Genomic DNA, 25899 nt, shown 5'->3' with positions numbered 1-25899 from the left:
TCGGTGAACTCTCTCATTCCGCTGCTCGTGGCGGCTCCGCTGGCCGGTGCCGTCCTGCTGCTCCTCGGTGGCCGCCGCTTCGACCGGTTCGGCCACTGGCTGGCCACCGGGCTGGCCGCGCTCTCGTTCGGCTTCGGGCTCACGCTGTTCTCGGACCTGCTGGGCCGCGAGGCCGACGAGCGCTCGATCACCGAGCACCTGTACAGCTGGATCCCGGTGAACGGGTTCCAGGCCGACATCTCTTTCCAACTCGACCAGCTGTCGATCACCTTCGTCCTGCTGATCACCGGCGTGGGCACGCTGATCCACCTCTACTCGGTGGGCTACATGGCGCACGACGAGCGTCGGCGCCGCTTCTTCGCGTACCTGAACCTCTTCCTGGCGGCCATGCTGCTGCTGGTGCTCGCCGACAACTACCTGCTGCTGTACGTCGGCTGGGAGGGCGTGGGCCTCGCCTCGTACCTGCTGATCGGCTTCTGGCAGCACAAGCCGAGCGCCGCGACGGCCGCCAAGAAGGCGTTCATCGTCAACCGGGTCGGCGACATGGGCCTCTCCATCGCCATCATGCTGATGTTCGTGGAGTTCGGCTCCTTCGCCTTCGGGCCGATCCTCGGCGACGAGGGGACGGTCGGCGCGGCCGGTCAGGCCAGTGAGGGCAAGCTGACCGCCATCGGCCTGATGCTGCTGCTGGCGGCCTGCGGCAAGTCCGCCCAGGTGCCGCTGCAGTCCTGGCTCGGGGACGCCATGGAGGGCCCGACCCCGGTCTCGGCCCTGATCCACGCGGCCACCATGGTGACCGCCGGCGTCTACCTGATCACCCGCTCCGGGGCCATCTTCAACCTCGCGCCGGACGCCCAGACCGCCGTGGTGGTGGTCGGCGCGGTCACCCTGCTGTTCGGGGCGATCGTCGGTTGCGCCAAGGACGACATCAAGAAGGCGCTGGCCGGCTCCACCATGTCGCAGATCGGCTACATGATCCTGGCGGCGGGCCTCGGTCCGATCGGCTACGCCTTCGCGATCATGCACCTGGTGACCCACGGCTTCTTCAAGGCCGGGCTCTTCCTCGGCGCCGGTTCGGTCATGCACGGCATGAACGACGAGGTGAACATGCGTCACTACGGCGGCCTGCGCAAGTACATGCCGATCACGTTCGTCACCTTCGGCCTCGGCTACCTGGCCATCATCGGGTTCCCCGGCCTGTCCGGCTTCTTCTCCAAGGACAAGATCATCGAAGCGGCCTTCGCCAAGGGCGGCACGGAGGGCTGGATCCTCGGCCTCTGCACCCTGGTCGGCGCCGCGATCACCGCGTTCTACATGACCCGGGTGATGATCCTGACCTTCTTCGGCGAGAAGCGCTGGCAGCCGGACGCGGACGGCAACGACCCGCACCCGCACGAGTCGCCGAGCACCATGACCATTCCGATGATCATGCTCGCCTTCGGCTCGGTCTTCGCCGGTGGGCTCTTCGTCCTGAACAACTCCTTCGTCACCTGGCTGGAGCCGGTCACCGGTCACTCGGAGGGGAACTCGCCGCTCAGCCCGCTGGTGGTCACCCTGCTCACCATGGTCTGCATGCTGGCCGGCGTCGCGCTCTCGTACCTGATGTACGGCCGCTCCGCCGTCCCCGTGGTGCCGCCGGTCGGCTCCCCGCTCACCCGGGCCGCCCGCCGGGACCTCCTCCAGGACGACTTCAACCACGCCGTCCTGGTCCGCCCCGGCTCGGCGCTCACCGCGGCGCTGGTCTACTTCGACAGCCGCGGCCTGGACGGCTTCGTCAACGGTCTGGCCGCCACCATCGGCGGGATCTCCAGCCGGCTGCGGCGGATCCAGAACGGCTACGTCCGCTCGTACGCGCTCTCCATGTTCGGCGGCACGCTGGTGCTGGTCGCCACGACTCTCCTGATGAGGTCCGTCTGATGGATAGGGATTACACAGACCGTCGGGGAGGCGCGGCATGAGTGCCCTGCTGACCGCCACCTGCGCCGTCCCGGCGGCCGGCGCGGTGCTCACCGCCGCGCTGCCCGCCGGGACGACCGGGCCCCGGCGGCGGACCACCAAGGTCGTCGCCCTGGGCGTCTCGGCCGTCACCCTGGCCCTGGCGGCCACCGCGGTCGCCCGGTTCGATCCTGACGGCGCCCGCTACCAGCTGACCGAGTCCTACAGCTGGATCCGCTCCTTCGGCATCACCTTCTCGCTCGGCGTGGACGGCATCGGAGCCGTGCTGGCCCTGCTCACCGCCGTCCTCGTGCCGATCGTGATGCTGGCCTCATGGCAGGATGCCGATCCGCCCTCCTTGCCCGCCATCGGGCAGGAGGGGCCCAACTCCTTGCCCGCCATCGGGCCGGAGGGGCCCATCTCCTTGCCCGCCCGCGGGGAGGAGGCGCCCACCTCCGCGCCCGCCGACGGGCGGGGCGGGGCCGCCGCACCGGGCGGGACGTTCGAGAACAGGCGTCGCACCCAGGGCTTCTTCGCCCTGATCCTGGCGGTGGAGGCGATGGTGATCGTCTCCTTCTACGCCACCGACGTCTTCCTCTTCTACGTGTTCTTCGAAGCCATGCTGATCCCGATGTACTTCCTCATCGGCGGCTTCGGCGACAAGGCGGGCGGCCCCGAGTCGGCCCGTCAGCGGTCCTACGCCGCGGTGAAGTTCCTGCTCTACAACCTGCTCGGCGGTCTGGTCATGCTGGCCGCCGTGATCGGGCTGTACGTGATCGCGCAGGACCAGGGGTTCGGCACCTTCGACCTCCGGACGCTGACCACCGCCATCGCCGACGGTCAGCTGGTGCTCAGCGGTACCGCCGAGAAGGCGCTGTTCCTCGGCTTCTTCTTCGCCTTCGCCGTGAAGGCGCCGCTCTGGCCGCTGCACACCTGGCTGCCCAACGCGATGGGCGAGTCCACCGCCGGAACGGCCGTGCTGATCACCGCGGTGGTCGACAAGGTCGGCACCTTCGCGATGCTCCGCTTCTGTCTCGGGCTCTTTCCGGACGCCTCGAAGACCTTCGCCCCGGCGATCATGGTGCTCTCGGTGATCGGGATCATCTACGGCGCGCTGCTGGCCATCGGTCAGAAGGACATCAAGCGACTGGTCGCGTACGCCTCCATCTCGCACTTCGGCTTCATCATCATGGGCATCTTCGCGCTGACCAGCCAGGGTCAGAGCGGGGCCACCCTCTACATGGTCAACCACGGCATCTCCACCGCCGCGTGGATGCTGGTGGCCGGCTTCCTGATCTCCCGCCGCGGCTCGCGCCTGATCGCCGACTACGGCGGGGTGCAGAAGGTCGCCCCGGTCCTCGCCGGGACGTTCCTGATCGGTGGCCTGGCCACGCTGTCGTTGCCCGGTTTGGCGCCCTTCGTCAGCGAGTTCCTGGTGCTGGTCGGCACGTTCACCCGGTACCCGGCGATCGGCATCGTCGCCACCTTCGGCATCGTGCTCGCCGCGCTCTACGCGCTGCTGCTCTACCAGCGCACCATGACCGGCCCGGTCAAGGCCGAGGTGCGGGACATGCCCGACCTCAAGGCGCGCGAACTCGCCGTCGTCGCACCGTTGGTGGCCCTGACCATCCTGCTCGGTGTCTACCCGAAGCCGCTCACCGACATCGTCAACCCGTCGGTGGACGCGACACTCTCGCAGGTCCATGAGACCGACCCGGCGCCGGCCCACCCGGTCGCCGCCACCTCAGGAGGTGAGCACAAGTGAGCACCACCGGTTGGCTCGCCGCCGCCGGCGGCAACACGTCGAGCATCCCGGCGCCGCACGTCGAGTACGGCCAGCTCTCCCCGATGCTGGTGGTGTTCGGCGCCGCCGTGACCGGCATTCTGCTGGAGGCCTTCCTGCCCCGCCGTCACCGGCACTGGGCGCAGGTCTCGGTGGCCCTGCTCGGCCTGGTCGGCGCGTTCACCGCCGTGGTGGTGCTCGCCGCCCAGGGGTACGGCTCCACCAAGGTCGACCTGCTCGCCATGGGTTCGGTCGCGCTCGACGGCCCCGCGCTGTTCCTGCAGGGCGTGATCCTGCTGGCCTCCGTGGTCGCCGTGCTCACCTACGCGGAGCGGAAGCTGGAGCCCAAGGCGGGGGGAGAGCCGGCCGACGCGTTCGCCGCGCAGGCTGCCGCCACGCCCGGCGGTGAGCAGGAGCGTGCCGCGATCCGGGCCGGCTTCGCCACCAGCGAGGTCTTCCCGCTCACCATGTTCGCGGTCGGCGGCATGCTGCTCTTCCCTGCCGCCAACGACCTGCTGACCATGTTCGTGGCGTTGGAGGTCTTCTCCCTCCCGCTCTACCTGCTCTGTGCGCTGGCCCGGCGACGCCGGCTGCTCTCCCAGGAGGCGGCGGTCAAGTACTTCCTGCTCGGCGCCTTCGCCTCGGCGTTCTTCCTGTTCGGCACCGCGCTGCTGTACGGGTACGCGGGCAGTGTCCGGCTCGGCGAGATCTCGGACGTCATCTCCGGCAAGGCCCTGGCCACCCCGGCGCTGCTCTCCACCACCCAGAACGACGCCCTGCTCCTGGTGGGTCTGGCGCTCCTCGGGGTCGGTCTGCTATTCAAGGTCGGCGCGGTGCCCTTCCACTCCTGGACCCCGGACGTCTACCAGGGCGCCCCGACCCCGGTCACCGGGTTCATGGCGGCGGCGACCAAGGTGGCCGCCTTCGGCGCCATGCTGCGGCTGTTCTACGTGGCCTTCCCCGGTCTGCGGATGGACTGGCGGCCGGTGATGTGGGGCGTGGCGATCCTGACCATGGTGGTCGGCGCGATCCTGGCCGTCACCCAGCAGGACGTGAAGCGGCTCCTCGCCTACTCCTCCATCGCGCACGCCGGGTTCATCCTCACCGGCGTGATCGCCACTAGCAAGCAGGGGCTCGGCTCCGTGCTGTTCTACCTGCTGGCCTACTCCTTCGTGACGCTCGGCGCCTTCGCCGTGGTCACCCTGGTGCGCGACTCCAAGGGCGAGGCCACCCACCTGTCCAGCTGGGCGGGGCTGGGCCGGAGGTCCCCGCTGGTCGCGGCGGTCTTCGCGCTCTTCCTGCTGGCATTCGCCGGCATCCCGCTCACTTCGGGCTTCACCGGGAAGTTCGCGGTCTTCCAGGCCGCGGCGGCCGGCGGTGCGACCCCGCTGGTGATCGTGGGTGTGCTCAGCTCGGCGGTGGCCGCGTTCTTCTACATCAGGGTCATCGTGCTGATGTTCTTCTCGGACCCCCAGCCCGGCGGCCCGACCGTGGCCATCCCGAGCGCCTTCACGGCCACCGCGATCGGTATCGGCGTCGTGGTCACCATCGGCCTCGGGGTGCTGCCGCAGTACTTCCTGGACCTGGCGTCGAAGGCCTCGCTCTTCGTGCGCTGAGTTCCGCCGTCCGGGCGCGGCCCGGTCGCGCGGGCTCCGCTTCACCGCTTTGCCGCTTCACCGCTGTATCGACTCACCGCCGTACTGCTCCGGCATTCGCTCCACCGTCCGGGCATGGCTCCACCGCTCCACCGTCCGGGCCGCGCGCTTTCGTCCGCGCGGCCCGGACGTGTCGTCTCCGGATCGCTCCCACCAGCGAGTCCGGCCCGATCATGACAGGATCCGCACGCCCGTGCAGTGATCCACTCGCGACCGGATACCCTGCCTGTATGGCCAGCGGCGGCACTCAGGGACCAGGCCGCTAGATCGACCAGGGACAGAGGAGTGGTCTTCGTGACCGTCGTGGGACCCTTTGGGCTCAGCGTGCAGGACCGCGATCTGACCCGCGATGTCCAGTCCGGGATGGACGCGGTGGAGATCGCGCTCACCGAGGCCGTGAAGAGTGACGTCCCGTTCATCACCGTGACCGCCAGCCACCTGATGGAGGCCGGTGGCAAGCGCTTCCGTCCCCTGCTGGTGATGCTCGCCGCGCAGTTCGGTGACACCAACGCGCCGGGCGTGGTCCCGGCTGCCGTGGTGGTCGAGCTGACCCACCTCGCGACGCTCTATCACGACGACGTCATGGACGATGCCCCCGTGCGCCGCGGCGCCCCCAGTGCCAACTCGCGCTGGGACAACTCGGTCGCCATCCTCACCGGCGACTTCCTCTTCTCGCGTGCCTCCCAGGTGCTCGCCGACCTCGGCCCGGAGGCCGTCCGGCTGCAGGCCGACGCGTTCGAGCGGCTGGTCACCGGCCAGATCCTGGAGACCGCCGGCCCCGGCCCGGAGGACGACCCGCTCCGCCACTACCTCGACGTGCTGGCCGGCAAGACCGGCTCTCTGATCGCCGTCTCCTGCCGGATCGGCGCCCTCATGGCCGGCGCCGAGCCGTGGGTGACCGACATCCTCAGCGCCTTCGGCGAGCGGATCGGCATCGCCTTCCAGCTGGCCGACGACGTGCTCGACATCGCCAGCGACGGCCACGAGTCGGGCAAGACCCCCGGTACCGACCTGCGCGAGGGCGTGCCCACCCTGCCCACCCTGCTGCTCCGGCAGATGCCGGTGGACGAGTCCGACCCGGCCGACCTGCGGCTGCGCGAGCTGCTCGACAGCGACCTGAGCGACGACGAGCCGCATGCCGAGGCGCTGCGCCTGCTGCGCCGCCACCCGGCGCTGGAGCACGCCCGCCGGGAGACCCTGCGGCATGCCGAGGAGGCCCGCGCGCTGCTCGACCCGCTGCCGGACGGCGCGGCCAAGGCGGCCCTTCAGGGCCTGTGCGACGCGGTGGCCATCCGCACCATGTGACCGGCCCGCACGGGAGTGCCGTCAGGGAGCGCCGCCCGGCGGTGTTCCGATGGCGAGCCGACCGGTGGAGCGGGTTGGTGGAGCGGACCGGTGGCCGTGCGGTTGCCCTGCGGTGACTGGACGACGGCCGGGTGACGGCGGTCCGGAGCCCGTCGCGGTTCCGCAGCCGACGGCCGGGGGGACTTGCCGCCCGGCGGTCCGGGGCGTCCGCGGATAGGGAAGACTGACACTCGTCGCATCACCCGTCAGTACCGCCCACAGCGCCGCCAACCCGGAAGGCCACCATGCTTCGCGTCGTCATCGCCGAGGACTCCGTCCTGCTTCGGGAGGGTCTGACCAGGCTGCTGACCGATCGCGGTCTGGAGGTCGTGGCGGCTGTCGGCGACGGCGAGGCCTTGCTGAAGGCCGTCCACGACCTGGCGGCCGCCGGCTCCCTGCCCGATGTGGTCGTCGCCGACGTGCGGATGCCTCCGACCCACACCGACGAGGGCGTCCGCGCCTGCGTCACGCTGCGCGGCCTCTACCCCGCGGTCGGTGTCCTGGTGCTGTCGCAGTACGTGGAGGAGCGCTACGCGTCCGAGCTGCTGGCAGGCTCCACTCGGGGCGTGGGGTACCTGCTGAAGGACCGGGTCGCCGAGGTCCGTGAGTTCGTCGACGCCGTGGTCCGGGTCGCGGAGGGCGGCACCGCGCTGGATCCCGAGGTCGTCCAGCAGCTGCTCAGCCGCAGCCGCAAGAGTGACGTACTGGCCGGACTGACCCCCCGCGAGCGGGAGGTGCTGGGGCTGATGGCGGAGGGCCGGACCAACGCCGCGGTGGCCAAGCAGCTGGTGGTCTCGGACGGCGCGGTGGAGAAGCACGTCAGCAACATCTTCCTCAAGCTGGGCCTGGCCCAGAGCCCTGAGGACCACCGCCGGGTGCTCGCGGTGCTCACCTACCTGAACTCGTGAACCCGTAGCGGGTCGAGGCCGGGCCCGGCACAGGTCGACGCCGGACCCGCCGCGGGCCGGCGGCAGGCGTACGCGGGGTGCGCGCACCCTGCCGTGCGCCCGAACGGGCCTGTTCCCGCCCGGCGCGGCCCGGTCACGCACCGTCGCGCTCTGGCATCCGATGGTGATTTTCCGCCGCATCGGGTAGTTCCGTCCAAGGCAACCCTTACCCGCATAGGATGCGAGTGGTGCACCAGGCGGACGGGGCACACGGCTCACGCCCGCGGCTGGTGCCCACGAGGAGGTCCGCGGCAGTGACCAGTCAGGTCGATCAGTCAGAAGCGGTGGACGGCCCGGACGGCGACGGGGGTCGTTCCGAGCCCGGCGGGGGTCGCTCCGGCCCCGCCGTGCCGGCCGGTCCGCAGCCCAGGCGTGCCAAGCCGATCCGCAGATTGGACCGGGTGATCATCCGATTTGCCGGAGATTCCGGCGATGGTATGCAGCTCACCGGTGACCGCTTCACCTCGGAGACGGCGTCCTTCGGCAACGACCTCTCCACTCTGCCCAACTTCCCGGCCGAGATCCGTGCCCCCGCCGGAACGCTCCCGGGTGTCTCGTCCTTCCAGCTCCACTTCGCCGACCACGACATCCTCACCCCCGGTGACGCGCCGAACGTCCTGGTGGCGATGAACCCGGCCGCTCTGAAGGCCAATGTGCCGGACCTGCCGCGCGGCGCGGAGATCATCGTCAATACCGACGAGTTCACCAAGCGCGCGCTGGCCAAGGTCGGCTACCCGGCCGACCCGCTGGCCGACGGCTCACTGGAGGCCTACCACCTGCACAAGGTGCCGCTGACCACGCTGACCCTGGAAGCGCTCAAGGACAGCGGGCTGGCCCGCAAGGACGCCGAGCGCGCCAAGAACATGTTCGCGCTGGGCCTGCTGTCCTGGATGTACCACCGGCCCACCCACGGCACCGAGTCCTTCCTGCGCAGCAAGTTCGCCAAGAAGCCACTGATCGCCGAGGCCAACATCAACGCCTTCCGGGCGGGCTGGAACTTCGGCGAGACCACCGAGTCCTTCGCGGTCTCCTACGAGGTGCCGCCGGCCAAGCTGCCGCCCGGCCGCTACCGCAACATCTCCGGCAACCTGGCGCTGTCGTACGGCCTGATCGCCGCCGCCGAGCGCTCCGGGCTGCCGCTCTACCTCGGCTCCTACCCGATCACCCCCGCCTCGGACATCCTGCACGAGCTGAGCAAGCACAAGAACTTCCACGTGCGCACCTTCCAGGCGGAGGACGAGATCGCCGGGATCGGCGCGGCGCTCGGCGCCGCCTTCGGCGGTGCGCTCGGCGTGACCACGACCTCCGGTCCGGGCGTGGCGCTGAAGAGCGAGACCATCGGCCTGGCCGTCTCGCTCGAACTGCCGCTGCTGGTGGTCGACATCCAGCGCGGCGGCCCGTCCACCGGTCTGCCGACCAAGACCGAGCAGGCGGACCTCTTGCAGGCGATGTTCGGCCGCAACGGCGAGGCGCCGGTGCCGATCGTCGCCCCGGCGACCCCGGCCGAGTGCTTCGACGCGGCCCTGGAGGCGGCCCGGATCGCGGTTACCTACCGAACCCCGGTGTTCCTGCTGTCGGACGGCTACCTGGCGAACGGCTCCGAGCCCTGGCGGATCCCCGAGGTCGGCGAACTGCCCGAGATCACAACGGACTTCGCGACCGGCCCGAACCGCGAGGACGGGGCGTTCTGGCCCTACCAGCGCGACCCGCAGACGCTGGCCCGCCCCTGGGCGGTTCCGGGCACACCGGGTCTGGAGCACCGCGTCGGAGGGATCGAGAAGCAGGATGGCACGGGGAACATCTCCTACGACCCGGCCAACCACGACTTCATGGTCCGCACCCGCCAGGCGAAGGTGGACGGCATCGCCGTCCCCGCGCTGGAGGTCGACGACCCGGACGGTGTGGCGCGCGTCCTGGTGCTCGGCTGGGGTTCGACGTACGGGCCGATCACCGCGGCCGTGCGCCGGCTCCGTGCCGACGGCGGGCACATCGCCCAGGCGCACCTGCGGAATGTGAATCCCTTCCCGGCCAACCTGGGCGCGGTGCTCAAGAGTTACGACAAGGTGATCGTGCCCGAGATGAACCTCGGGCAGCTGGCGCTGCTGCTGCGCGCCAAGTATCTGGTGGATGCGCAGTCCTACAACCAGGTGCGTGGACTGCCTTTCAAGGCGGCCCAGTTGGCGGACGTGCTGTGGGCGGCGATCGGCAGCCTGGACGAGTCGGCGGGCGGTCCGGCGAGTGGTTCGGCGGACGAGGAGGACAACCGATGAGTGAGCAGTTCCCCTCCCTGAAGCTGGTGCCCAAGGCCGACGCGCCGCAGAGCGCCAAGGAGTTCAAGACCGACCAGGAGGTGCGCTGGTGTCCCGGGTGCGGGGACTACGCGATCCTGGCGGCCGTGCAGTCCTTCATGCCGGAGCTGGGGATCAAGCGGGAGAACACCGTCTTCGTCTCCGGTATCGGATGTTCCTCGCGTTTCCCGTACTACATGAATACCTATGGCGTGCACTCGATCCACGGTCGCGCACCGGCCATCGCCACCGGGTTGGCCTCCTCCCGGCAGGACCTGAGCGTCTGGGTCGTGACGGGTGACGGCGACGCCCTGTCGATCGGTGGCAACCACCTGATCCACGCGCTGCGGCGGAACGTCAATCTGAAGATCCTGCTGTTCAACAATCGGATCTACGGTCTCACCAAGGGCCAGTACTCGCCGACCAGCGAGGTGGGCAAGATCACCAAGTCCACGCCGATGGGCTCGTTGGATGCGCCGTTCAACCCGCTCTCGCTGGCCATCGGAGCGGAGGCCTCGTTCGTCGCCAGGACCATCGACTCCGACCGTCAGCACCTCCAGTCCGTGCTGCGGGCGGCGGCGGAGCACGAGGGCACGGCGCTGGTGGAGATCTACCAGAACTGCAACATCTTCAATGACGGAGCCTTCGAGATCCTGAAGGAGGCGGGCACCCGCGACGAGGCCCTGATCCGGCTGGAGCACGGGCAGCCGATCCGCTTCGGTGCCGACCGTTCGCAGGGCGTCTTCCGCGCCGCCGACGGCGAGTTGTACGTCGACGGTGTCACCGTCGACAACGAGGCCTCGGTGGTCGTCCACGATGCCCATGCCGCCGGCCCTGCGGCAGCGTTCGCGCTCTCGCGGATCGCCGACGCCGACACGCTTCACCACACCCCGATCGGCGTGCTGCGCAGTGTCCGACGTCCGGTGTACGACGAGCTGATGGCAACTCAACTGGCGGCGGCGACGGCGCAGCACGGCCCGGGGGATCTCGGCGCACTGCTGGCGGGCAGTGACACCTGGACCGTGGACTGACCCGGCCCAACGGCAGGAGCGACGGCGCCCCCGGCCGAGCCGGGGGCGCCGTTTCGTCGTCACTGCTCGTTCCCGCCCGTTGGTGCTCTGTCGCTTCCCGCGTGCTGCCTGTCGCCGCCTGCAGCTCTGCTACTGCTGGGCCCACTCGACCAGCTGGACGACCACCCCGTTCGGGTCGGTGACCTGGAAGAGCGTCTCGCCCCAGGGCTCCTCGCGCAGTGGCATGGTGATCGTGACGCCCTCGCTCCGGAGTCGCGCCTCCTCGCCGGCCACGTCGGTGACGACGAAGGCCAGGATCAGCCCGGCGGCGCGCTGGTCCCGGACGTCCTCGGGCAGCACCTCGATGCCGCGCCGCAGGTAGATGACATTCATCCCGGCGTCTTCGCGGCCGAGTGAGACGAAGCCGTCGGCCGCCATCTGCTCGACGAATCCGAAGTGCTTCCGCAGGAAGTCGGCGGAGGCGGTGACGTCCTCGACGGTGAGCGAAACAGCGGAACCGGTGATCTGCATCAGGGAGTGCCCTCTCGTCGACTCTTATTCCGTACGCAGTACACTGTACAACGTACAGAGTATTGTGCCAGGGCTGTTTCCGGTCATGTCGATGGCTGGAAGCCGTCGAGTGGCGTTGAGGCTGCGGGCTGCGGAGCCCGTGGGGCCGTGGGACCGCGCGGCCGCGAGCCTGCCGAGCGCTCCGGCCGGACGTCGGGAGGTCTCAGTCGAGTCCGGGCAGGGGGTCCTGGTCGACCTCGTGGCGGGGGACGTGCTCGGCGGGGTCGCGGCACTCCGGGCCGAGTCGGAGGATGCGGGACTCGGGGTCGTGGAGCGGCCGGTGACAGCGGCGGCAGGTGACCCGGGGGCGGACCGCCTCCGCTGCGGCGGTGCCGGGGAGGGGTTCGGGGGCGGTGCTGGTCATGGGGCAGAGGGTAGTCGGGCGGGTGGCGTGAAAGGATCGACCCATGCCCAGCGACCGCACCAGCGCAGGAGATCCGGCGCGTACCCTCGCCCTGCTCTGGGGGCTGACGGCGGAGGAGAAGCCGGGCCGGCGCGGGCCCAGGCAGGCGCGGTCCACGGCCGAGATCGCCGCGGCGGCGATCTCGCTCGCGGACGCCGAGGGTGTGGACGCCGTGACGATGCGGCGGGTCGCCCAGGAGCTCGGGCTCTCGCCGATGGCGCTCTACACCTACGTCCCCGGCAAGGCCGAGTTGCTCGACCTGATGCTGGACACCGTCTACGCGACGATGCCGCGCAGTGTCCCCGTCGACGAGGGCTGGCGGGCCAGGGTCGCCGCGGTCGCCGACGACAATCGCGCGCTCTACGGCGCCCACCCGTGGGTGGCGAGCGTCTCAACCAGCCGTCCGCCGTTGGGGCCGGGGCTGATGGCCAAGTACGAATATGAGTTGCGCGCCCTGGAGGGCACCGGCCTGCCGGATGTGGAGCTGGACGCCGCGCTGACCCATCTGCTGGGCTTCGTCCAGACCTGCGCCCGGATGGGTGCCGACGGGCGCGCCGCGCAGCAGGACAGTGCGATGACCGACGAGCAGTGGTGGTCTGCCAATGCGGACCTGCTGGCCCGGGTTTTCGACGCCGAGCGGTACCCGGTCGCCGCCCGGGTCGGTGCGGCGGCCGGCGAGGTGCACGGCGGCGCGTACAGCGCGGATCACGCGTACGCCTTCGGTCTGGCCAGGGTGCTGGACGGGTTCGCGGCGCTGATCGGGGAGAACGCGCGCTGACAGGGCGGCGAATCTGTAGACCGGTCGATCTGTTTTGGGAGCCCTAAGTAGACCGGTCTGCACATTTGACCGCCCTGGGGACGGCTCTGCAGGTCGGCCGGTCTCTGTAGACCGGTCGGCATATACCGACCGACCGACATATGTAGACCGACCGACATAAAAAGCGACGATCGCCCGGCCTCCCCGTTCAGTGCGTGCGAGCGTCGTATCCGGCGCGGGCCGACAGGACGGCGGGGACGCGGGCCTCGGACCAGTGCGCGAGGGCCGCCACCAACTCGGCGGCCTCCCGGCCGAGCGGGGTGAGGCTGTAGTCGACCCGGGGCGGGATCACCGGGTAGGCCTCGCGCAGGACGAAGCCATCGCGCTCCAGGGTCTGCAGGGTCTGCGCGAGCATCTTCTCGCTCACCCCCGAGACCCGGCGGCGCAGCTCGCTGAAGCGGTAGCCGCGTTCGTTGAGCGCCGCCAGAACGAGGACCCCCCAGCGGCTGGTGACGTGCTCCAGTACGCCGCGGGAGGGGCACATGCGGTCGTAGACGTCCGGCGGGGGCAGTTCACCGAGGGGCGCGGCCGGAGGGAGCGTGGGCGCGGTGGCTTCGCCATTGGTCATTACCTGCATGTCAGTACCCTACTTTGAAGTGCGTACTTTCGATAGGTTAGTGCCATCCCTAGGGTGAGTGTCGAAGCGAAGTTCGACGGGCAACGGCCCGATCCGACCCAGGGAGCAACAACATGTACGTCGTCACCGGTGCCACTGGACAGCTCGGCCGGCTGGTCGTCGAGGGTCTCTTGGCCAAGGTCCCCGCCGGAGAGGTCGCGGTCGCCGTGCGCTCTGCCGAGAAGGCCGCCGACCTCGCCGCCCGCGGCGTGACCGTCCATGTGGTCGACTACGACCGGCCGGAGAGCCTGGCCGGTGCTTTCGCGGCCGGTGACCGGGTGCTGCTGATCTCGGGCAGCGAGGTCGGCCGCCGGATCCCGCAGCACACCGCGGCGATCGAGGCGGCGCGCGCCGCCGGGGTCGCGCTGCTCGCGTACACCAGTGCGCCCGGTGCGGCCACCTTCCGGCTGGCGGACGAGCACAAGGCCACCGAGGCGGCGATCCGCGAGTCCGGCCTGCCCTTCTCCTTCCTCCGCAACGGCTGGTACACCGAGAACTACCTGGGAGACGCGGCCGGCACGGTGGCGCGCGGCGTAGTGGTCGGCAGCGCCGGGCAGGGCCGGGTGGCCAGTGCCCCGCGCCGGGACTACGCCGACGCGGCGGTCGCGGTGCTGGTGGGCGACGGGGATGGGGACGGGCACGAGTCCACGGTGTACGAGCTCAGCGGCGACGTCGCGTGGAGCCTGCCGGAGCTGGCCGCCGAGCTGGCGCAGGCCTCGGGCAAGCCCGTCGAGCACCGCGAGGTGACCCCGGCCGAGCACCGCGCGGTCCTGGTCGGCGCCGGTCTGCCGGAAGCTTTCGCCGAGGTCCTGGTGGACGTTGACGCCGGCATCGCGCGCGGCGAGCTGGCCGGTACCCCGGGCGACCTGGCCGGGCTGATCGGCCGTCCGACCGTCCCGCTGGCGGAGAGCGTGCGTACGGCGCTCGGCGCCTGAAACCCCGGGGCGCTCGGGGAGAGCCCGTCGGGGGCCTGTCGGGAGAACCCGTCCGGGGGCTCTGTCGGGAGAGTCAGCCGGGGTCGCTACAGGGACACCCGTCGGGGCCGCTGCAGGGGCGCCCGTCGTGAGCGTCCGTGGAAAGGGCTACCGGAGTGACTGCCCGATCGGCCGGCCATCTCATGTCATGAGCAAAAACCTCATACGGAGATGACAGCCCGCCCCCGCGCCCGCTACCGTCGGCTCGACATACGTGCGCGCGGAGGGCAGGTCGTCCATGGCAGAGACAGCTCAGCAGGAGGCTGGCCGGGGCCTTTGGTACGGACTGGCCGCCTACGGGATATGGGGGCTCTTCCCACTGTTCTGGCCGCTGCTGGAGCCTGGCGCCGCCGACGACATCCTGGCCAACCGGATGGTCTGGTCGCTGGTCGCGGTCGTACTGCTGCTGCTCGCACAGCGGCACTGGAACTGGATACGCCCGCTGCTGCGCCAGCCCCGTCGGCTTGCCATGCTGGGCGGGGCCGCCGTCGTGATCTCGGTCAACTGGGGCGTCTACATCTGGGCGGTCAACGCCGGCCACGTCGTCGAGACCAGCCTCGGCTACTTCATCAACCCGCTGGTCACCATCGCCTTCGGGGTGCTGGTGCTCAAGGAGCGGCTCCGGGTGGCTCAGTGGGCGGCTGTCGGCATCGGCGCCCTCGCGGTGGCGGTGCTGGCCGTCGGCTACGGGCGGCTGCCCTGGATCGCGCTGACCCTGGCGTTCTCCTTCGCCACCTACGGGCTGCTCAAGAAGAAGGTCGGGCTGAGCGGGCTGGAGAGCCTGGCCGCCGAGAGCGCCTTCATGTTCCCGTTCGCCCTGGGCTACCTGGTCTACCTGGAGGTCTCCGGTCGCGGCACCTTCGGGCACACCGTGGCCGGTTCGTATGGCTGGGGCCACTCGGGGCTGCTGATGCTCAGCGGGGTGATCACCGCGGTCCCGCTGCTCTGCTTCGGTGCGGCGGCCGTGCGGGTGCCGCTCAGCGTGCTCGGAATGCTGCAGTACCTGGCGCCGGTGTTCCAGTTCCTGATCGGTGTCGCGGTCTTCCACGAGTCCATGCCGCCCGCCCGCTGGGCCGGCTTCTCCCTGGTCTGGGCCGCGCTGGCGGTACTGAGCTGGGACGCGCTGCGCCGGGTGCACGCCGACCGGGTGACGCGGGCGGCCGCGCCGGCCCGGAGAGGCGCCGGCACCCCGGGCTCCGACACCCCCGGAGCCGAGCCCACCCCGGCACCGGCGGCCACCCGCTGACCCGGGCAGCCGGGCAGCCGGGCAGCCGGCCACCCGCTGACCCGGACAGCCGGACAGCCGGACAGCCGGACAGCCGGACAGCCGGGCCGCCGGGCCGCCCGGGACGAGCCCGGGCGCTGCCCCCATCCGCGGGCCCGGGCCCGCTACGCGGTGATGTCCCGGCTGGTGAAGCGGGACCACGCGGCCGCGCCGAAGACGGCGACGTACGCGGCCTGCAACCCGAGGTTGTCCAGGACGCCGTCCCAGTACATCGGTTCGCGCAGCAAGTCCCCGAAGGTCAGCCAGTGATGGGTGAAGAGGAACGGCTGGATCGCGTGCAGCTGGGGGAAGCTGTCGAGGATCTGGACGGTGATCACCAGGCCGACGGTGGCGGCCATCGCCGCGATGCCACTGCCCGTGAGCGTCGAGATGAAGAGTCCGATCGCGACCAGCCCGGCCAGCGAGGCGGCCACCACCATCGCGACCAGTACCGCCCGTAGCAGTGCCGGTCCGAGGCCGATCGTCTCCCCGGAGATCAGCGTGACCTCGCCGAGTGGGAACAGCGCGGCGCCGGTGGCGAGTGCCGCCAGTGCGACCGTCGCGGTCGCCGCCAGGCAGAACGCCAGACCGGCCGTGAACTTGGCGGCCAGCAGCCTGGTCCGCCCGGCGGGCGCGACCAGCAGATAGCGCAGGGTGCCGCCGGCCGCTTCACCGGCCACCGAGTCGCCGGCGACCACACCGACCGTCATCGGCAGGAAGATCGGCAGGGCCACGGCGAGTGCGGTGAAGACCAGGAAGAGGCCGTTCTGCGTCACCTGCGCGATGAAAGCGGGGCCCTCGCCGCCGCGCGGACCGTCGGTCTCGATCCGGACCACCACGCCGATCAGGACCGGCAGCACCGCCAGGATCCCCAGCAGCACCATCGTCCGCACCCGGCGGAAGGTCAGCAGCAGCTCGCTGCGGAACAGTGCCAGGAACCCGGCGGCCGTCTGCGGCCGCCGTCCGCCCGCCCGAGCCGCCGTCGCCCCCGAGGCGCGCAGCTCGCCCACCGCAACCGGCTCGCCGACCGCACCCACCGCGCCGACTGCACCCACCGTACCCACCGCGCCCAGCTCGCTCGGCGCGCCCGCTGTCTTCAGCATCTCCGGTGCGCCCGGAGCCTCAGCCCGCGACATCGAAGCCCTCCCCGGTCAGCGCCACGAAGGCGTCCTCCAACGTGCCCCGCTCCACTCCGAAGCCGCGCACCCGTACTCCGGCCGTGACCAGTGCCGCACAGAGCTCCGGCAGGCTGTCGTCGGCCAGCGCACCCAGCTCGCCGTCCACCCGGTCCTCGCCCACCAGCGGGTCGCGGACCCCGTGCGCCGTCAGTACCTCGGAGGCCCGGGTCACGTCGGGGGTGCGGACCACCAGTCGGCCCTGGGCCCGGGCGGCCAGTTCGGCGACGGTGCCCTGCACCACCAGCCGGCCGCGCGACATCACCGCGGCGTGCGTGCAGACCTGCTCGATCTCGTCCAGCAGGTGAGAGGAGAGGAAGACCGTCGTGCCCTCGGCCGCGACCTCCCGGATCAGTGCCCGGATCTCCCGCATGCCCTGCGGGTCGAGGCCGTTGGTGGGCTCGTCCAGGACCAGCAGCTCGCGCGGCTGGAGCAGGGCCGAGGCCAGGCCGAGTCGCTGCTTCATGCCCAGCGAGTACGCGCGGGCCTTCTTTCCGGCTGCGGCGGTCAGGCCCACCCGGTCCAGAGCTTCGGTGACCCGCTGTCGACGGGTGCGCGGGTCGGCGGTCGGATCGGCCGCGTCGAACCGGGCCAGGTTGTCCCGGCCGGAGAGGAAGCCGTACAGCGCCGGGCCCTCGATCAGTGCGCCGACCCGTGGCAGCACCGTGGCGACGGACTGCGGCATCGACGCGCCGAGCACGGTGGCCACGCCCGCGGTGGGCGCGATCAGGCCCATCAGCATCCGGATGGTGGTGGTCTTGCCGGAGCCGTTGGGCCCGAGGAAGCCGAAGACCGAGCCCCGTGGGACGGCCAGGTCCAGTCCGTCCACGGCGAGTTGACCGCCGCGGAAGCGCTTGGTCAGGCCCTGAGTCCTGATCACGTCATCGGTCGAGACCACGCCCGAGAGGCCGGTGCGACCGGCGAGACCGGCGAGACCGGAGACACCGAGGGCACCGACCGCAGGAGCAGCGGGAACAACAGGAACAGCGGGAACGGGAGGAACGGCAGGAACGGCCGTGGAGGCCGGGTGCGCCGCGGCGCCCCGGCCCCCGGCCGGCTCCGTAACGTCCCCCGTCACGGGAGCCCGGGTCACTTACTTCACCCCGGCCGCACTCTGCAGCACCGGCAGCGTCACCGCGCCCGCGAAGACCCGTCCGTCATCGGTGACCAGCACGTTCAGCACCTTGGAGCTGATCAGCGAGCCACCCGCGACCGGCTTGCCGAGCGCCTTCGCCAGCGCCAGCGGGCTCTGCAGCGCGGCCGGGCCGCCCTTGCCGTGCCGGCCCCGCCCGCCGTCGCCCGGTACCGCGGGGCCGTCGGTGGGCAGCTTGGCGCTCAGCACCGCCGTCCATCCCTCGCCGATCACGTTCAGACCCTCGACGGAGCCCGCCGCGTCCTTCGCGACCTGCTCCGACGGGGCCGCCGCCGGGCCGCCCTCGGCCTTGCGCTCCGTCACCTTGGCGCCCTTGGGCACCGCGAAGTCGAAGGTCTTGGCGGCCGGCTTCGCGAACGACACCTCGGTGAAGTGGACGTCCAGCACGGTGCCCCCGTCGGCGCCCTTGACCACGACCGCGAGCGGCACGCCGTTGTCGGCGGCCACCGCGATCCGCACCTCCCCGATGGTCGAGCCGGACTGGGTGGGCCTCACGCTGAGCCGGTACGCCTTCTGCCCGGCCACGTTCGCCGTGCCGTCCACGGTGACGGCCGTGGTGCCCGCGCCCGCCGCCAGGAACTGTCGTGCGGCCTCCTGCGGGGTGGTCGGCACTCCGGTCAGCGGGGCCTTGCCGGGGTGGCCCTGGGGCCGGGCGCCCTGCGGGCCGGTCAGGTGGAGCGCCTCGTTGGTGGAGCTGTCCCAAGCCCAGGCCTGGTCGCCGTTGTGGATCAGCTCGTACCCGGCCAGGTTCTCGATCAGGCCGATCCGCTGGCGGTCCGGGCCGTCCACGGCGACCCGCAGGGTGTGCTCGCCGTCGAGCAGCCCGGCCAGCTTGGCCTCCGGCGCGGCGGCGGACGACGTACCGGACTCGGAGCCCGCGCCGCCCGGACCCGAACCAGAGCCCGATGCCGAGCCCGAGCCGACCGCGCCGCCGATCCCGCCACCGGCCGCGAGCAGCTGGCTCGGCACCCCGAGGTCGGCGGAGACCGAGACGGTGCCGGACAGCGTCTGCGCCTGCGAGCCGAGCGCCTTCGCCACGAGCTGCTCCGCCGTCAGCGTCGGAAGGTCGGGCGGGGAGTCGTCGGCGAGCGCCGGCACCAGGCCCACTCCCGCGGCGATCACCGCCGCGACCGCCACCGGTACCGCTACCCGTACCGCGGTGCGCCGCCCCGAGCGGTGGGGCACCCCACTGTCCCGGTGTCGTTCAGTCGTCGTGTCGTCCGTCATAGCGTCCAACCCCTCCGTAACCGTGACCGACTGCCTGTCTGTTCCATTACAAGGCCCGGAGGCGCCCGGGTCATCGCTCTGGAGGGCCAGATCGGGGTCGCCCTACCGGCGCAGGCGACCCTGATACGGCCTCAGGGTCGCCTCCTCCGGACGTACCGGAACTGGCGTAGGGTCGCGCCATGGACGCAACCTTCCCCCCGACTGCGAACGCGATGCGGCGCGCTCTGCGCCGTGCCCGGGACGGCGTCGCGCTGGACGCGACCGAGGCAGCGGTGCTGCTCCAGGCCAGAGGCGCGGACCTGTCGGACCTCTGTGCGAGTGCCGCCCGGGTGCGCGACGCCGGCCTCGCGGCGGCGGGGCGGCCGGGCGTCATCACGTACTCCCGGAGCGTCTTCATCCCGCTCACCCGGCTCTGCCGCGACAAGTGCCACTACTGCACCTTCGCGACCGTCCCCGGCAAGCTGCGCCGGGCCGCGCAGGGCACCGCGGCGGCGCTCCCCGGGCGGAGCCACGGGATGTTCATGTCGCCGGACGAGGTGCTGGAGGTGGCCCGGCGCGGTGCCGAACTGGGCTGCAAGGAAGCCCTGATCACGCTCGGGGACAAGCCCGAGGACCGCTGGCCCGAGGCCCGCGAGTGGCTGGACGCGCACGGCTACGACGACACCATCGCCTACGTCAGGGCGATGTCCATCCGCATCCTGGAGGAGACCGGCCTGCTGCCGCACCTCAACCCCGGGGTGCTGAGCTGGACGGACTTCCAGCGGCTCAAGCCGGTCTCGGCCTCCATGGGCATGATGCTGGAGACCACCGCGACCCGGCTCTGGAGCGAACCGGGCGGCCCGCACTACGGTTCGCCCGACAAGGAGCCGGCCGTCCGGCTCCGGGTCCTGGAGGACGCCGGGCGCAGCTCGGTGCCGTTCACCAGCGGGCTGCTGATCGGTATCGGCGAGACGTACGAGGAGCGCGCGGAGTCGTTGTTCGCGCTGCGCCGGATCTCCCGGGCCTACCACGGCATCCAGGAGCTGATCCTGCAGAACTTCCGCGCCAAGCCGGACACGGCGATGCGCGGGATGCCGGACGCGGAGCTGGACGAGCTGGTCGCCACCGTCGCCGTGGCCCGGCACATCATGGGTCCGGCCGCCTGCCTCCAGGCGCCGCCGAACCTGGTGGACGGCGAGTACGAGCGGCTCATCGGCGCGGGGATCGACGACTGGGGCGGGGTCTCGCCGCTGACGCCCGACCACGTGAACCCCGAGCGTCCGTGGCCGCAGATCGACCGGCTCGCGGAGCACTCGGCGGCGGCCGGGTTCGAGCTGCGCGAGCGGCTGGCCGTCTACCCCGAGTACGTCCGGCACGGCGAGCCCTGGCTGGACCCGCGGGTGCTGCCGCACGTCCGGGCGCTGTCCGACCCGGGGACCGGTCTGGCCCGCCCGGACGCGGTGGTCCAGGGCCACCCCTGGCAGGAGCCGGAGGACCTGCCCGCCTCGTACGGGCGGACGGACCTGCACGCCACCATCGACACCGAGGGCCGCACCGGCGACCGCCGGGCCGACTTCGAGGACGTGTACGGGGACTGGCAGGTGCTGCGCGAGCAGGTGCTCGCCAAGGGTGCCCCCGAGCGGCTGGCCGGCGATCTGCGCGGGGCGCTGGCGGTTGCCGCCGACGACCCCACGCGGCTGACGGACGACCAGGCGCTGGCGCTGTTCCACGCGGACGGCCCGGCGCTGGACGCGCTCTGCCGGATCGCCGACGACGTGCGCCGCGCCGCGGTGGGCGAGGACGTCACCTACTGCGTCACCCGGAACATCAACTTCACCAACGTCTGCTACACCGGCTGCCGCTTCTGCGCCTTCGCCCAGCGTCGCACCGACGCGGACGCCTACACGCTCTCCCTGGAGCAGGTGGCCGACCGGGCCGCGCAGGCCTGGGAGGTCGGTGCCACCGAAGTCTGCATGCAGGGCGGCATCCACCCGGACCTGCCCGGCACCGCCTACTTCGACATCGCGCGCGCGGTGAAGGAGCGGGTGCCCGGCATCCACGTGCACGCCTTCTCGCCGATGGAGGTGGTCAACGGCGCGACCCGGACCGGTCTCTCCATCCGCGACTGGCTCCAGCAGGCCAAGGCGTCGGGTCTGGACACCATCCCGGGCACGGCCGCCGAGATCCTGGACGACGACGTCCGCTGGGTGCTCACCAAGGGCAAGCTGCCCGCCGCGACCTGGGTGGAGGTCGTCACCACCGCGCACGAGCTGGGCATCCGCTCCTCGTCCACGATGATGTACGGGCACGTGGACACCCCGGCCCACTGGCTGGGGCACCTGCGACTGCTGGCCGAGATCCAGCAGCGCACGGGCGGGTTCACCGAGTTCGTGACGCTGCCGTTCATCCACACCAACGCCCCGGTCTACCTGGCCGGAATCGCCCGGCCCGGGCCGACCGCGCGGGACAACCGGGCGGTGGTCGCGATGGCACGCCTGCTGCTGCACCCGCACATTCCCAACATCCAGACCAGCTGGGTGAAGCTGGGGGCCGAGGGTGCGGCGGAGATGCTCCGCTCGGGCGCCAACGACCTGGGCGGCACGCTGATGGAGGAGACCATCTCGCGGATGGCCGGTTCGGCCTACGGGAGTTACAAGTCGGTCCGGGACCTCCGGGCGATCGCCGAAGCGGCGGGGCGCCCGCACCGGCAGCGCACCACCACCTACGACGAGGTGCCCGCCGAGCGCCTGGCCGCGGCGCTGGCCTCGGACGGCCACCTGCCGGAGCTGCTGCCGGTCCTGGACTGACGGGTGCTGGACTGAGGGTGCTGGTCCGGCCACCGGTCCTGGACCGCCCACCGGGCCTGTTGAAGTGCTGGTGTTCGAGGGAATCGCTCGACTTGTTCGGCCATTCGAATACAGTGCGAGGGCGCGCGACCCGGCCGTGCGTCGCGCGCCCAGATTCCCGGACGAAAGGCACCCCGTCGTGATGCCACTGTGGTCACGAGCCCAGCAGCAGGACTTCCGCAGCCGGGTGCGGGGCTGTCTGCTCGGCGGTGCGATCGGCGACGCGCTCGGTGCGGGCATCGAGTTCGAGTCGCTGGAGAAGATCCGTGCGACGCACGGTCCGCACGGTGTGACCGGCTACGTCCCCGCCTACGGGCGGCTCGGGGCGGTCACCGACGACACCCAGATGGTGCTCTTCACGGTCGACGGACTGATCCGCGCCCACATCCGGCGGGACACCGGCAGCTGGCACCCGCCCACCGACCTCCACCTCGCCTATCTGCGCTGGGCCGCCACCCAGCGGGACTGGGGCCCGGACGAGCGCCGGGCCGACCTCGGCTGGCTCGGCCGCGAGGAGTGGCTGTACGCCCAGCGCGCCCCCGGCCAGGCCTGCCTGTCCGGCCTCTCCGGCCCGGAGGCGGACCGCCTCGGCACCCTGGAGGTGCCCAAGAACCCGCACTCCAAGGGCTGCGGCACGGTGATGCGGGCGGCTCCGTTCGGGCTGCTCACCACCTGGGAGCCGAGCCTGGTGTTCCAGCTGGCCGTGGAGTGCTCGGTGCTGACGCACGGCCACCCCACCGGCTATCTCTCGGCCGGTGCGCTGGCGGTGATCGTCCAGACGGTGGCCCGCGGCGGCACCCTGGAGGAGGGCGTCCACCTGGCATTGGCCCTGCTCTCCGAGCGTCCGGCGCACGAGGAGACCACGGCGGCGCTGCGGGCGGCGTTGGACGCGGTGCGGGCCGGGGAGCCGTCGGCCGAGCGGGTCGAGGCACTGGGGGAGGGCTGGGTCGCGGAGGAGGCGCTGGCGATCGGGGTGTACTGCGCGCTGGTTGCCCACGACGTGCGCTCGGGCCTGCTGCTGGCGGTGAACCACTCGGGGGACAGCGACTCCACCGGCGCGATATGCGGCAATCTGCTCGGGGTGTTGCACGGGGACAGCGCGCTGCCGCCCGGCCTGGTGGCCGCACTGGAGGGGCGCGGCGCCCTGCTCGAACTGGCCGACGACTTCGTCCTGGAGCTGATGCACGGGCCGGAGCTGCACGGCCAGGACACCCCGGAGGGCGCCGCCTGGGCGGCCCGCTACCCGGTGCTGCGCTGACGGGTCCGCCGGCCCGGTCCGGTCCGGGCGGCCACGGCTCTCCGTTCGGTGGCCCCGTCGGCCCTCCGTTCGGTGCCCGGACACGTAGGTGCCCGTAGCGGCGCCCGCGGCCCCGGGGGGAGGGCGGCGGACACCGCTACGGGCAACTGCGCCGAGAACGGTGCGACGGCTCAGAAGCCGCCGAACACCCCTGCTCCGGCATCGATGGCGAACGCCTTCCAGGCCTCGGCCGAGAAGTTCAGCTGCGGGCCTTGCGGGTCCTTGGAATCCCGTACCGCGACGGCGTCCGCAACCGGCGTGGCGATCTCCACACAGGCGCCGTTGCCGCCGCTGTGGGTGCTCTTCCGCCAGGTCGTCCCGTTCTCGAAGGTGGTGCTCATGCGTGGTATCCCTCTTCAATCGTGGCTATCAGTGACCGGCTCTCGGCCACCCCGAGCGCCGCTGCCCGCAGGTGGTCGTAGAGACTGGTATAGCGGCGCACGTCGGCGTCCTTCTCCAGGTAGAGATCGCTCGTCACCCCTTCGAAGTAGACAACCGTCGAATCGGCTGACTCGGGGAACTCCAGCAGGGAGAATGTCCCGGTCATGCCGGGGTGGGCGCCGTGGGAGAACGGGATCACCTGGATCGTGATGTTCGGGCGCTGGCTCAGTTCCAGCATGTGCTTCAGCTGATCGGCCATCACCGACCGGTTGCCGACCTCGCGGCGCAGGACCGCCTCGTCTATGACGGTCCAGAGACTGCCCAGCTGATTCTCGCCGTTGACGCGGTCCTGGCGCTTCATCCGGACCTGCACCCGCCGCTGGACGGAGAGCGCGTCCGTGTCCGGCTGGGTGCCCTCGACCACGGCCTGGGCATACAGCTCGGTCTGCAGCAGCCCGGGGACGAAAGAGGACTCGTAGGCGCGGATCGAGGAGGCCTCGGCCTCCAGACCGATGTAGACGCTGTACGGGGTCGGCATGTCGTTGAAGTCGTGCCACCACCCGCGCTGGCGGGACTCCCGGGCCATCTCCATCAGGCTGGCCCGCATGGACTCGTCGGTCACGTTGTAGACATCGCAGAGGTCGCGCACGTCGCGCTGGCTGATGCTGCGGCGCCCGTTCTCCAGCCGGCTGATCTTCGACTGGGAGACCATCAGCCGGCCGGCCACCTCCTCCGCCGTCATGGCCAGGCCCTCGCGCAGCTTGCGGAGTTCGGAGCCCAGGCGCCTGCGGCGCACGGTGGGATTGATGTTCGCGGACACGTCGACCTCCGGCCGGACCTCTGGTGATCGTTGGAACGGCAGTCCTCGGAACACAGTGGAAATTGGGACCAACCCCCCTGACTTGGAGCAGCATGTCACCTTGGATCAGGTCGGCGCCGGGGAATCACAGGAGCGCAGTAGAACACATCGTCGGAAAAGCGCTTCGGCGAGACAGCGGGCGTCCCCGAGTGGTAAGGCGGCGATGCGGCTCGATCCGGTAGTGCTGCGATGGCGGTGCAGTGGGTCGTACGGGTGCGTCGGGCGCCCGTACATGTGCTGGTGGCACGTGCTCGGGCAGACCCGGTCAGGGCTCCGCGGAGCCCTGACCGGGTCTGCGGGGACGGCGGAGGGGCGGCCGTCCGGCGACTTCCGTCGCGGGCGACCGCCCCTTCTTCCTGCTGGTTGCTCACCGCCGGGTGGCGGCGCGAGCGGTGCGGCGTGCGCCGTCCCGTACGCTGCCCCGGCTCGGCGGGGCCCGGGCGGTGCCCCGGCCGCGCCCGGGAACCCGGCGCGGTGCAGCTGCGCGGTTGGTGCAGTGCAGTGCAGTGGAATGCGGTTGGTGCTGTCGGAAGGTGCGGCCGTGCGGAGGGTGCTGTCGTGCGGCCGTCGGCGGTGCCCGGCCTGTGGCGGGTCGGTGTCAGCGGACGCCGACGCGGGGCGCCGCGATCCGGCCGCCGCTCCCGCTGCGACCCGCCGCACGCGGGCCGGGCCGGTCCGCGCCGGCCGGAGCGCCGCCACCGCTCTGGGGTGAACGATTCTGCTGCGTCGGCAGGCCGTTCTGCACGTCCAACACGGCGTGCGCGACCATCCCGCCCAGCGGGTCGTAACGGATCAGGTCGCGCAGCCGTGACCGCGAGGACCGTCCCTCGTTACCCGGGTACAGATGCTTGCCCAGGCCCACCGAATGAGCCAGGGCGGCCAGGGCGGCGGTCCGCGGGTCCGGCGGTACGCCGGTGCGGATCGCGGTGTCCAGCCGCTGCTTGATCGCGGCGTTGGTGCAGTCGTCGGACGCCTGGTAACGCGTCGTCGGCAACACGCCGCACATCTGGCCCGGCACGGCCGTGACCATGCCGCACCGCTCCAGGTGCGCCAGATAGGTCTGCCTGAGCCCCAGTCGGGGCCCGCCGATCCAGTGCGCCGCGCGAACCGGACTGCCGCGTCGGCGCAGCAGTTCGAGTGCGTGGTCCAGGGTCGGGTCGCCTGTCGGCCGTGGTAGCACCACGGCGATCCGATCGCCCTCCGGGACGATCCGTCCGGCCAGGGACAGCTCGACGAGCTGGGCCCCGGCGAGTCCGAGGTCGAGGGTCTGCGGCTGCGCCGTGGTACCCGTGGTCGGGTCCAAAGCGAGCAGCAAGAGTTCCTCGGGAACAGTTCTGCGGCTCTTGCCCATCCAAGCCTCCCCGCGTGGATGAATG

Annotated in this window: 21 protein-coding genes; 12 read left to right on the top strand and 9 right to left on the bottom strand. The window is 71.4% G+C overall.

Annotation, left to right across the window (positions count from 1 at the left end; translation table 11 throughout):
- The first annotated feature begins 3 nt into the window (after positions 1-3).
- From nuoL to AB0J08_RS00750, 7 genes are all read left to right on the top strand, one after another.
- Entirely contained in the window at positions 4-1917 is a 1914-nt protein-coding gene (gene nuoL / locus AB0J08_RS00780; protein ID WP_360624599.1) for an NADH-quinone oxidoreductase subunit L, read from the top strand.
- 37 nt (positions 1918-1954) lie between these two features.
- Positions 1955-3700: an NADH-quinone oxidoreductase subunit M gene (locus tag AB0J08_RS00775; RefSeq protein ID WP_360624596.1), complete on the top strand. Its 1746-nt coding sequence runs from the start codon at positions 1955-1957 to the stop codon at positions 3698-3700.
- The gene (gene nuoN, locus AB0J08_RS00770) at positions 3697-5334 is read left to right on the top strand and encodes an NADH-quinone oxidoreductase subunit NuoN (protein ID WP_360624593.1); all 1638 of its coding nucleotides are present in this window, start codon (positions 3697-3699) and stop codon (positions 5332-5334) included. Before AB0J08_RS00775 ends, nuoN begins: the two co-directional genes overlap by 4 nt.
- A 333-nt stretch (positions 5335-5667) precedes the next feature.
- Positions 5668-6678: a polyprenyl synthetase family protein gene (locus tag AB0J08_RS00765; RefSeq protein ID WP_360624590.1), complete on the top strand. Its 1011-nt coding sequence runs from the start codon at positions 5668-5670 to the stop codon at positions 6676-6678.
- A 284-nt stretch (positions 6679-6962) separates the two neighbouring features.
- The gene (locus tag AB0J08_RS00760) at positions 6963-7625 is read left to right on the top strand and encodes a response regulator transcription factor (protein ID WP_360624587.1); all 663 of its coding nucleotides are present in this window, start codon (positions 6963-6965) and stop codon (positions 7623-7625) included.
- Positions 7626-7894: 269 nt separating this feature from the next.
- A complete protein-coding gene (locus tag AB0J08_RS00755) occupies positions 7895-9934 on the top strand; it encodes a 2-oxoacid:acceptor oxidoreductase subunit alpha (protein WP_360624583.1) in 2040 nt (679 codons plus the stop codon).
- Positions 9931-10983, top strand: a complete 1053-nt coding sequence (locus AB0J08_RS00750; protein WP_360624580.1) for a 2-oxoacid:ferredoxin oxidoreductase subunit beta — start codon at positions 9931-9933, stop codon at positions 10981-10983. Before AB0J08_RS00755 ends, AB0J08_RS00750 begins: the two co-directional genes overlap by 4 nt.
- Before the next feature lie 129 nt (positions 10984-11112).
- Here AB0J08_RS00750 and AB0J08_RS00745 read toward each other — a convergent pair whose 3' ends face one another.
- Positions 11113-11493 carry a VOC family protein gene (locus AB0J08_RS00745; RefSeq protein WP_360624577.1) on the bottom strand — a complete coding sequence of 127 codons (381 nt, stop codon included), beginning with the start codon at positions 11491-11493 and terminating at the stop codon, positions 11113-11115.
- Between the two features lie 202 nt (positions 11494-11695).
- Complete coding sequence (locus AB0J08_RS00740; protein ID WP_360624574.1) at positions 11696-11896, bottom strand: DUF6011 domain-containing protein; 201 nt, start codon at positions 11894-11896, stop codon at positions 11696-11698.
- 43 nt (positions 11897-11939) lie between these two features.
- Here AB0J08_RS00740 and AB0J08_RS00735 point away from each other — a divergent pair, with 43 nt between their 5' ends.
- A complete protein-coding gene (locus AB0J08_RS00735) occupies positions 11940-12713 on the top strand; it encodes a TetR/AcrR family transcriptional regulator (RefSeq protein ID WP_360624571.1) in 774 nt (257 codons plus the stop codon).
- Between the two features lie 187 nt (positions 12714-12900).
- Here AB0J08_RS00735 and AB0J08_RS00730 read toward each other — a convergent pair whose 3' ends face one another.
- Entirely contained in the window at positions 12901-13236 is a 336-nt protein-coding gene (locus AB0J08_RS00730) for a helix-turn-helix domain-containing protein (RefSeq protein WP_360625149.1), read from the bottom strand.
- Between the two features lie 206 nt (positions 13237-13442).
- Between AB0J08_RS00730 and AB0J08_RS00725 the strand changes: the two genes are divergently transcribed.
- The gene (locus tag AB0J08_RS00725; protein ID WP_360624568.1) at positions 13443-14303 is read left to right on the top strand and encodes an SDR family oxidoreductase; all 861 of its coding nucleotides are present in this window, start codon (positions 13443-13445) and stop codon (positions 14301-14303) included.
- Between the two features lie 277 nt (positions 14304-14580).
- The gene (gene rarD, locus AB0J08_RS00720) at positions 14581-15588 is read left to right on the top strand and encodes an EamA family transporter RarD (protein WP_360624565.1); all 1008 of its coding nucleotides are present in this window, start codon (positions 14581-14583) and stop codon (positions 15586-15588) included.
- A gap of 143 nt (positions 15589-15731) precedes the next feature.
- On the opposite strand, the gene AB0J08_RS00715 is transcribed toward rarD, so the two are convergent.
- From AB0J08_RS00715 to AB0J08_RS00705, 3 genes are all read right to left on the bottom strand, one after another.
- Positions 15732-16709: an ABC transporter permease gene (locus AB0J08_RS00715; protein ID WP_360624562.1), complete on the bottom strand. Its 978-nt coding sequence runs from the start codon at positions 16707-16709 to the stop codon at positions 15732-15734.
- A gap of 19 nt (positions 16710-16728) precedes the next feature.
- Positions 16729-17679, bottom strand: coding sequence for an ABC transporter ATP-binding protein (locus tag AB0J08_RS00710; protein WP_360624559.1), 951 nt, complete (start codon positions 17677-17679; stop codon positions 16729-16731).
- Between the two features lie 195 nt (positions 17680-17874).
- Entirely contained in the window at positions 17875-19119 is a 1245-nt protein-coding gene (locus AB0J08_RS00705; protein ID WP_360624556.1) for a DUF2092 domain-containing protein, read from the bottom strand.
- A 221-nt stretch (positions 19120-19340) separates the two neighbouring features.
- Between AB0J08_RS00705 and AB0J08_RS00700 the strand changes: the two genes are divergently transcribed.
- Both AB0J08_RS00700 and AB0J08_RS00695 read left to right on the top strand, forming a co-directional pair.
- Positions 19341-21947: a bifunctional FO biosynthesis protein CofGH gene (locus AB0J08_RS00700; protein ID WP_360624553.1), complete on the top strand. Its 2607-nt coding sequence runs from the start codon at positions 19341-19343 to the stop codon at positions 21945-21947.
- 181 nt (positions 21948-22128) lie between these two features.
- Positions 22129-23244 (top strand): ADP-ribosylglycohydrolase family protein, encoded by a 1116-nt coding sequence (locus AB0J08_RS00695; protein ID WP_360624550.1) that lies wholly within the window; start codon positions 22129-22131, stop codon positions 23242-23244.
- Between the two features lie 170 nt (positions 23245-23414).
- Here the strand turns inward: AB0J08_RS00695 and AB0J08_RS00690 are convergent, their stop codons facing one another.
- From AB0J08_RS00690 to AB0J08_RS00680, 3 genes are all read right to left on the bottom strand, one after another.
- Positions 23415-23624: a DUF397 domain-containing protein gene (locus AB0J08_RS00690; RefSeq protein ID WP_360624547.1), complete on the bottom strand. Its 210-nt coding sequence runs from the start codon at positions 23622-23624 to the stop codon at positions 23415-23417.
- The gene (locus tag AB0J08_RS00685) at positions 23621-24484 is read right to left on the bottom strand and encodes a helix-turn-helix transcriptional regulator (RefSeq protein ID WP_360624544.1); all 864 of its coding nucleotides are present in this window, start codon (positions 24482-24484) and stop codon (positions 23621-23623) included. Before AB0J08_RS00685 ends, AB0J08_RS00690 begins: the two co-directional genes overlap by 4 nt.
- Before the next feature lie 637 nt (positions 24485-25121).
- Positions 25122-25874: a GPP34 family phosphoprotein gene (locus tag AB0J08_RS00680; protein ID WP_360624541.1), complete on the bottom strand. Its 753-nt coding sequence runs from the start codon at positions 25872-25874 to the stop codon at positions 25122-25124.
- Between the last annotated feature and the right edge of the window lie 25 nt (positions 25875-25899).

The sequence above is a fragment of the Kitasatospora sp. NPDC050463 genome, from assembly GCF_040655255.1.
Classification (GTDB): Bacteria; Actinomycetota; Actinomycetes; order Streptomycetales; family Streptomycetaceae; genus Kitasatospora.
Note: the sequence above shows the minus strand (reverse complement) of the source record. Positions and strands in the feature narration are given on the sequence as shown.

Excerpts from the sequence above, each read along its gene's own strand:
- AB0J08_RS00775 (WP_360624596.1), top strand. The coding sequence starts at position 1,955 with ATGAGTGCCCTGCTGACCGCCACCTGCGCCGTCCCGGCGGCCGGCGCG.
- AB0J08_RS00760 (WP_360624587.1), top strand. The coding sequence starts at position 6,963 with ATGCTTCGCGTCGTCATCGCCGAGGACTCCGTCCTGCTTCGGGAGGGT.
- AB0J08_RS00750 (WP_360624580.1), top strand. The coding sequence starts at position 9,931 with ATGAGTGAGCAGTTCCCCTCCCTGAAGCTGGTGCCCAAGGCCGACGCG.
- AB0J08_RS00745 (WP_360624577.1), bottom strand. The coding sequence starts at position 11,493 with ATGCAGATCACCGGTTCCGCTGTTTCGCTCACCGTCGAGGACGTCACC.
- AB0J08_RS00740 (WP_360624574.1), bottom strand. The coding sequence starts at position 11,896 with ATGACCAGCACCGCCCCCGAACCCCTCCCCGGCACCGCCGCAGCGGAG.
- AB0J08_RS00735 (WP_360624571.1), top strand. The coding sequence starts at position 11,940 with ATGCCCAGCGACCGCACCAGCGCAGGAGATCCGGCGCGTACCCTCGCC.
- AB0J08_RS00730 (WP_360625149.1), bottom strand. The coding sequence starts at position 13,236 with ATGTGCCCCTCCCGCGGCGTACTGGAGCACGTCACCAGCCGCTGGGGG.
- AB0J08_RS00725 (WP_360624568.1), top strand. The coding sequence starts at position 13,443 with ATGTACGTCGTCACCGGTGCCACTGGACAGCTCGGCCGGCTGGTCGTC.
- rarD (WP_360624565.1), top strand. The coding sequence starts at position 14,581 with ATGGCAGAGACAGCTCAGCAGGAGGCTGGCCGGGGCCTTTGGTACGGA.
- AB0J08_RS00715 (WP_360624562.1), bottom strand. The coding sequence starts at position 16,709 with ATGCTGAAGACAGCGGGCGCGCCGAGCGAGCTGGGCGCGGTGGGTACG.
- AB0J08_RS00700 (WP_360624553.1), top strand. The coding sequence starts at position 19,341 with ATGGACGCAACCTTCCCCCCGACTGCGAACGCGATGCGGCGCGCTCTG.
- AB0J08_RS00695 (WP_360624550.1), top strand. The coding sequence starts at position 22,129 with ATGCCACTGTGGTCACGAGCCCAGCAGCAGGACTTCCGCAGCCGGGTG.
- AB0J08_RS00690 (WP_360624547.1), bottom strand. The coding sequence starts at position 23,624 with ATGAGCACCACCTTCGAGAACGGGACGACCTGGCGGAAGAGCACCCAC.
- AB0J08_RS00680 (WP_360624541.1), bottom strand. The coding sequence starts at position 25,874 with ATGGGCAAGAGCCGCAGAACTGTTCCCGAGGAACTCTTGCTGCTCGCT.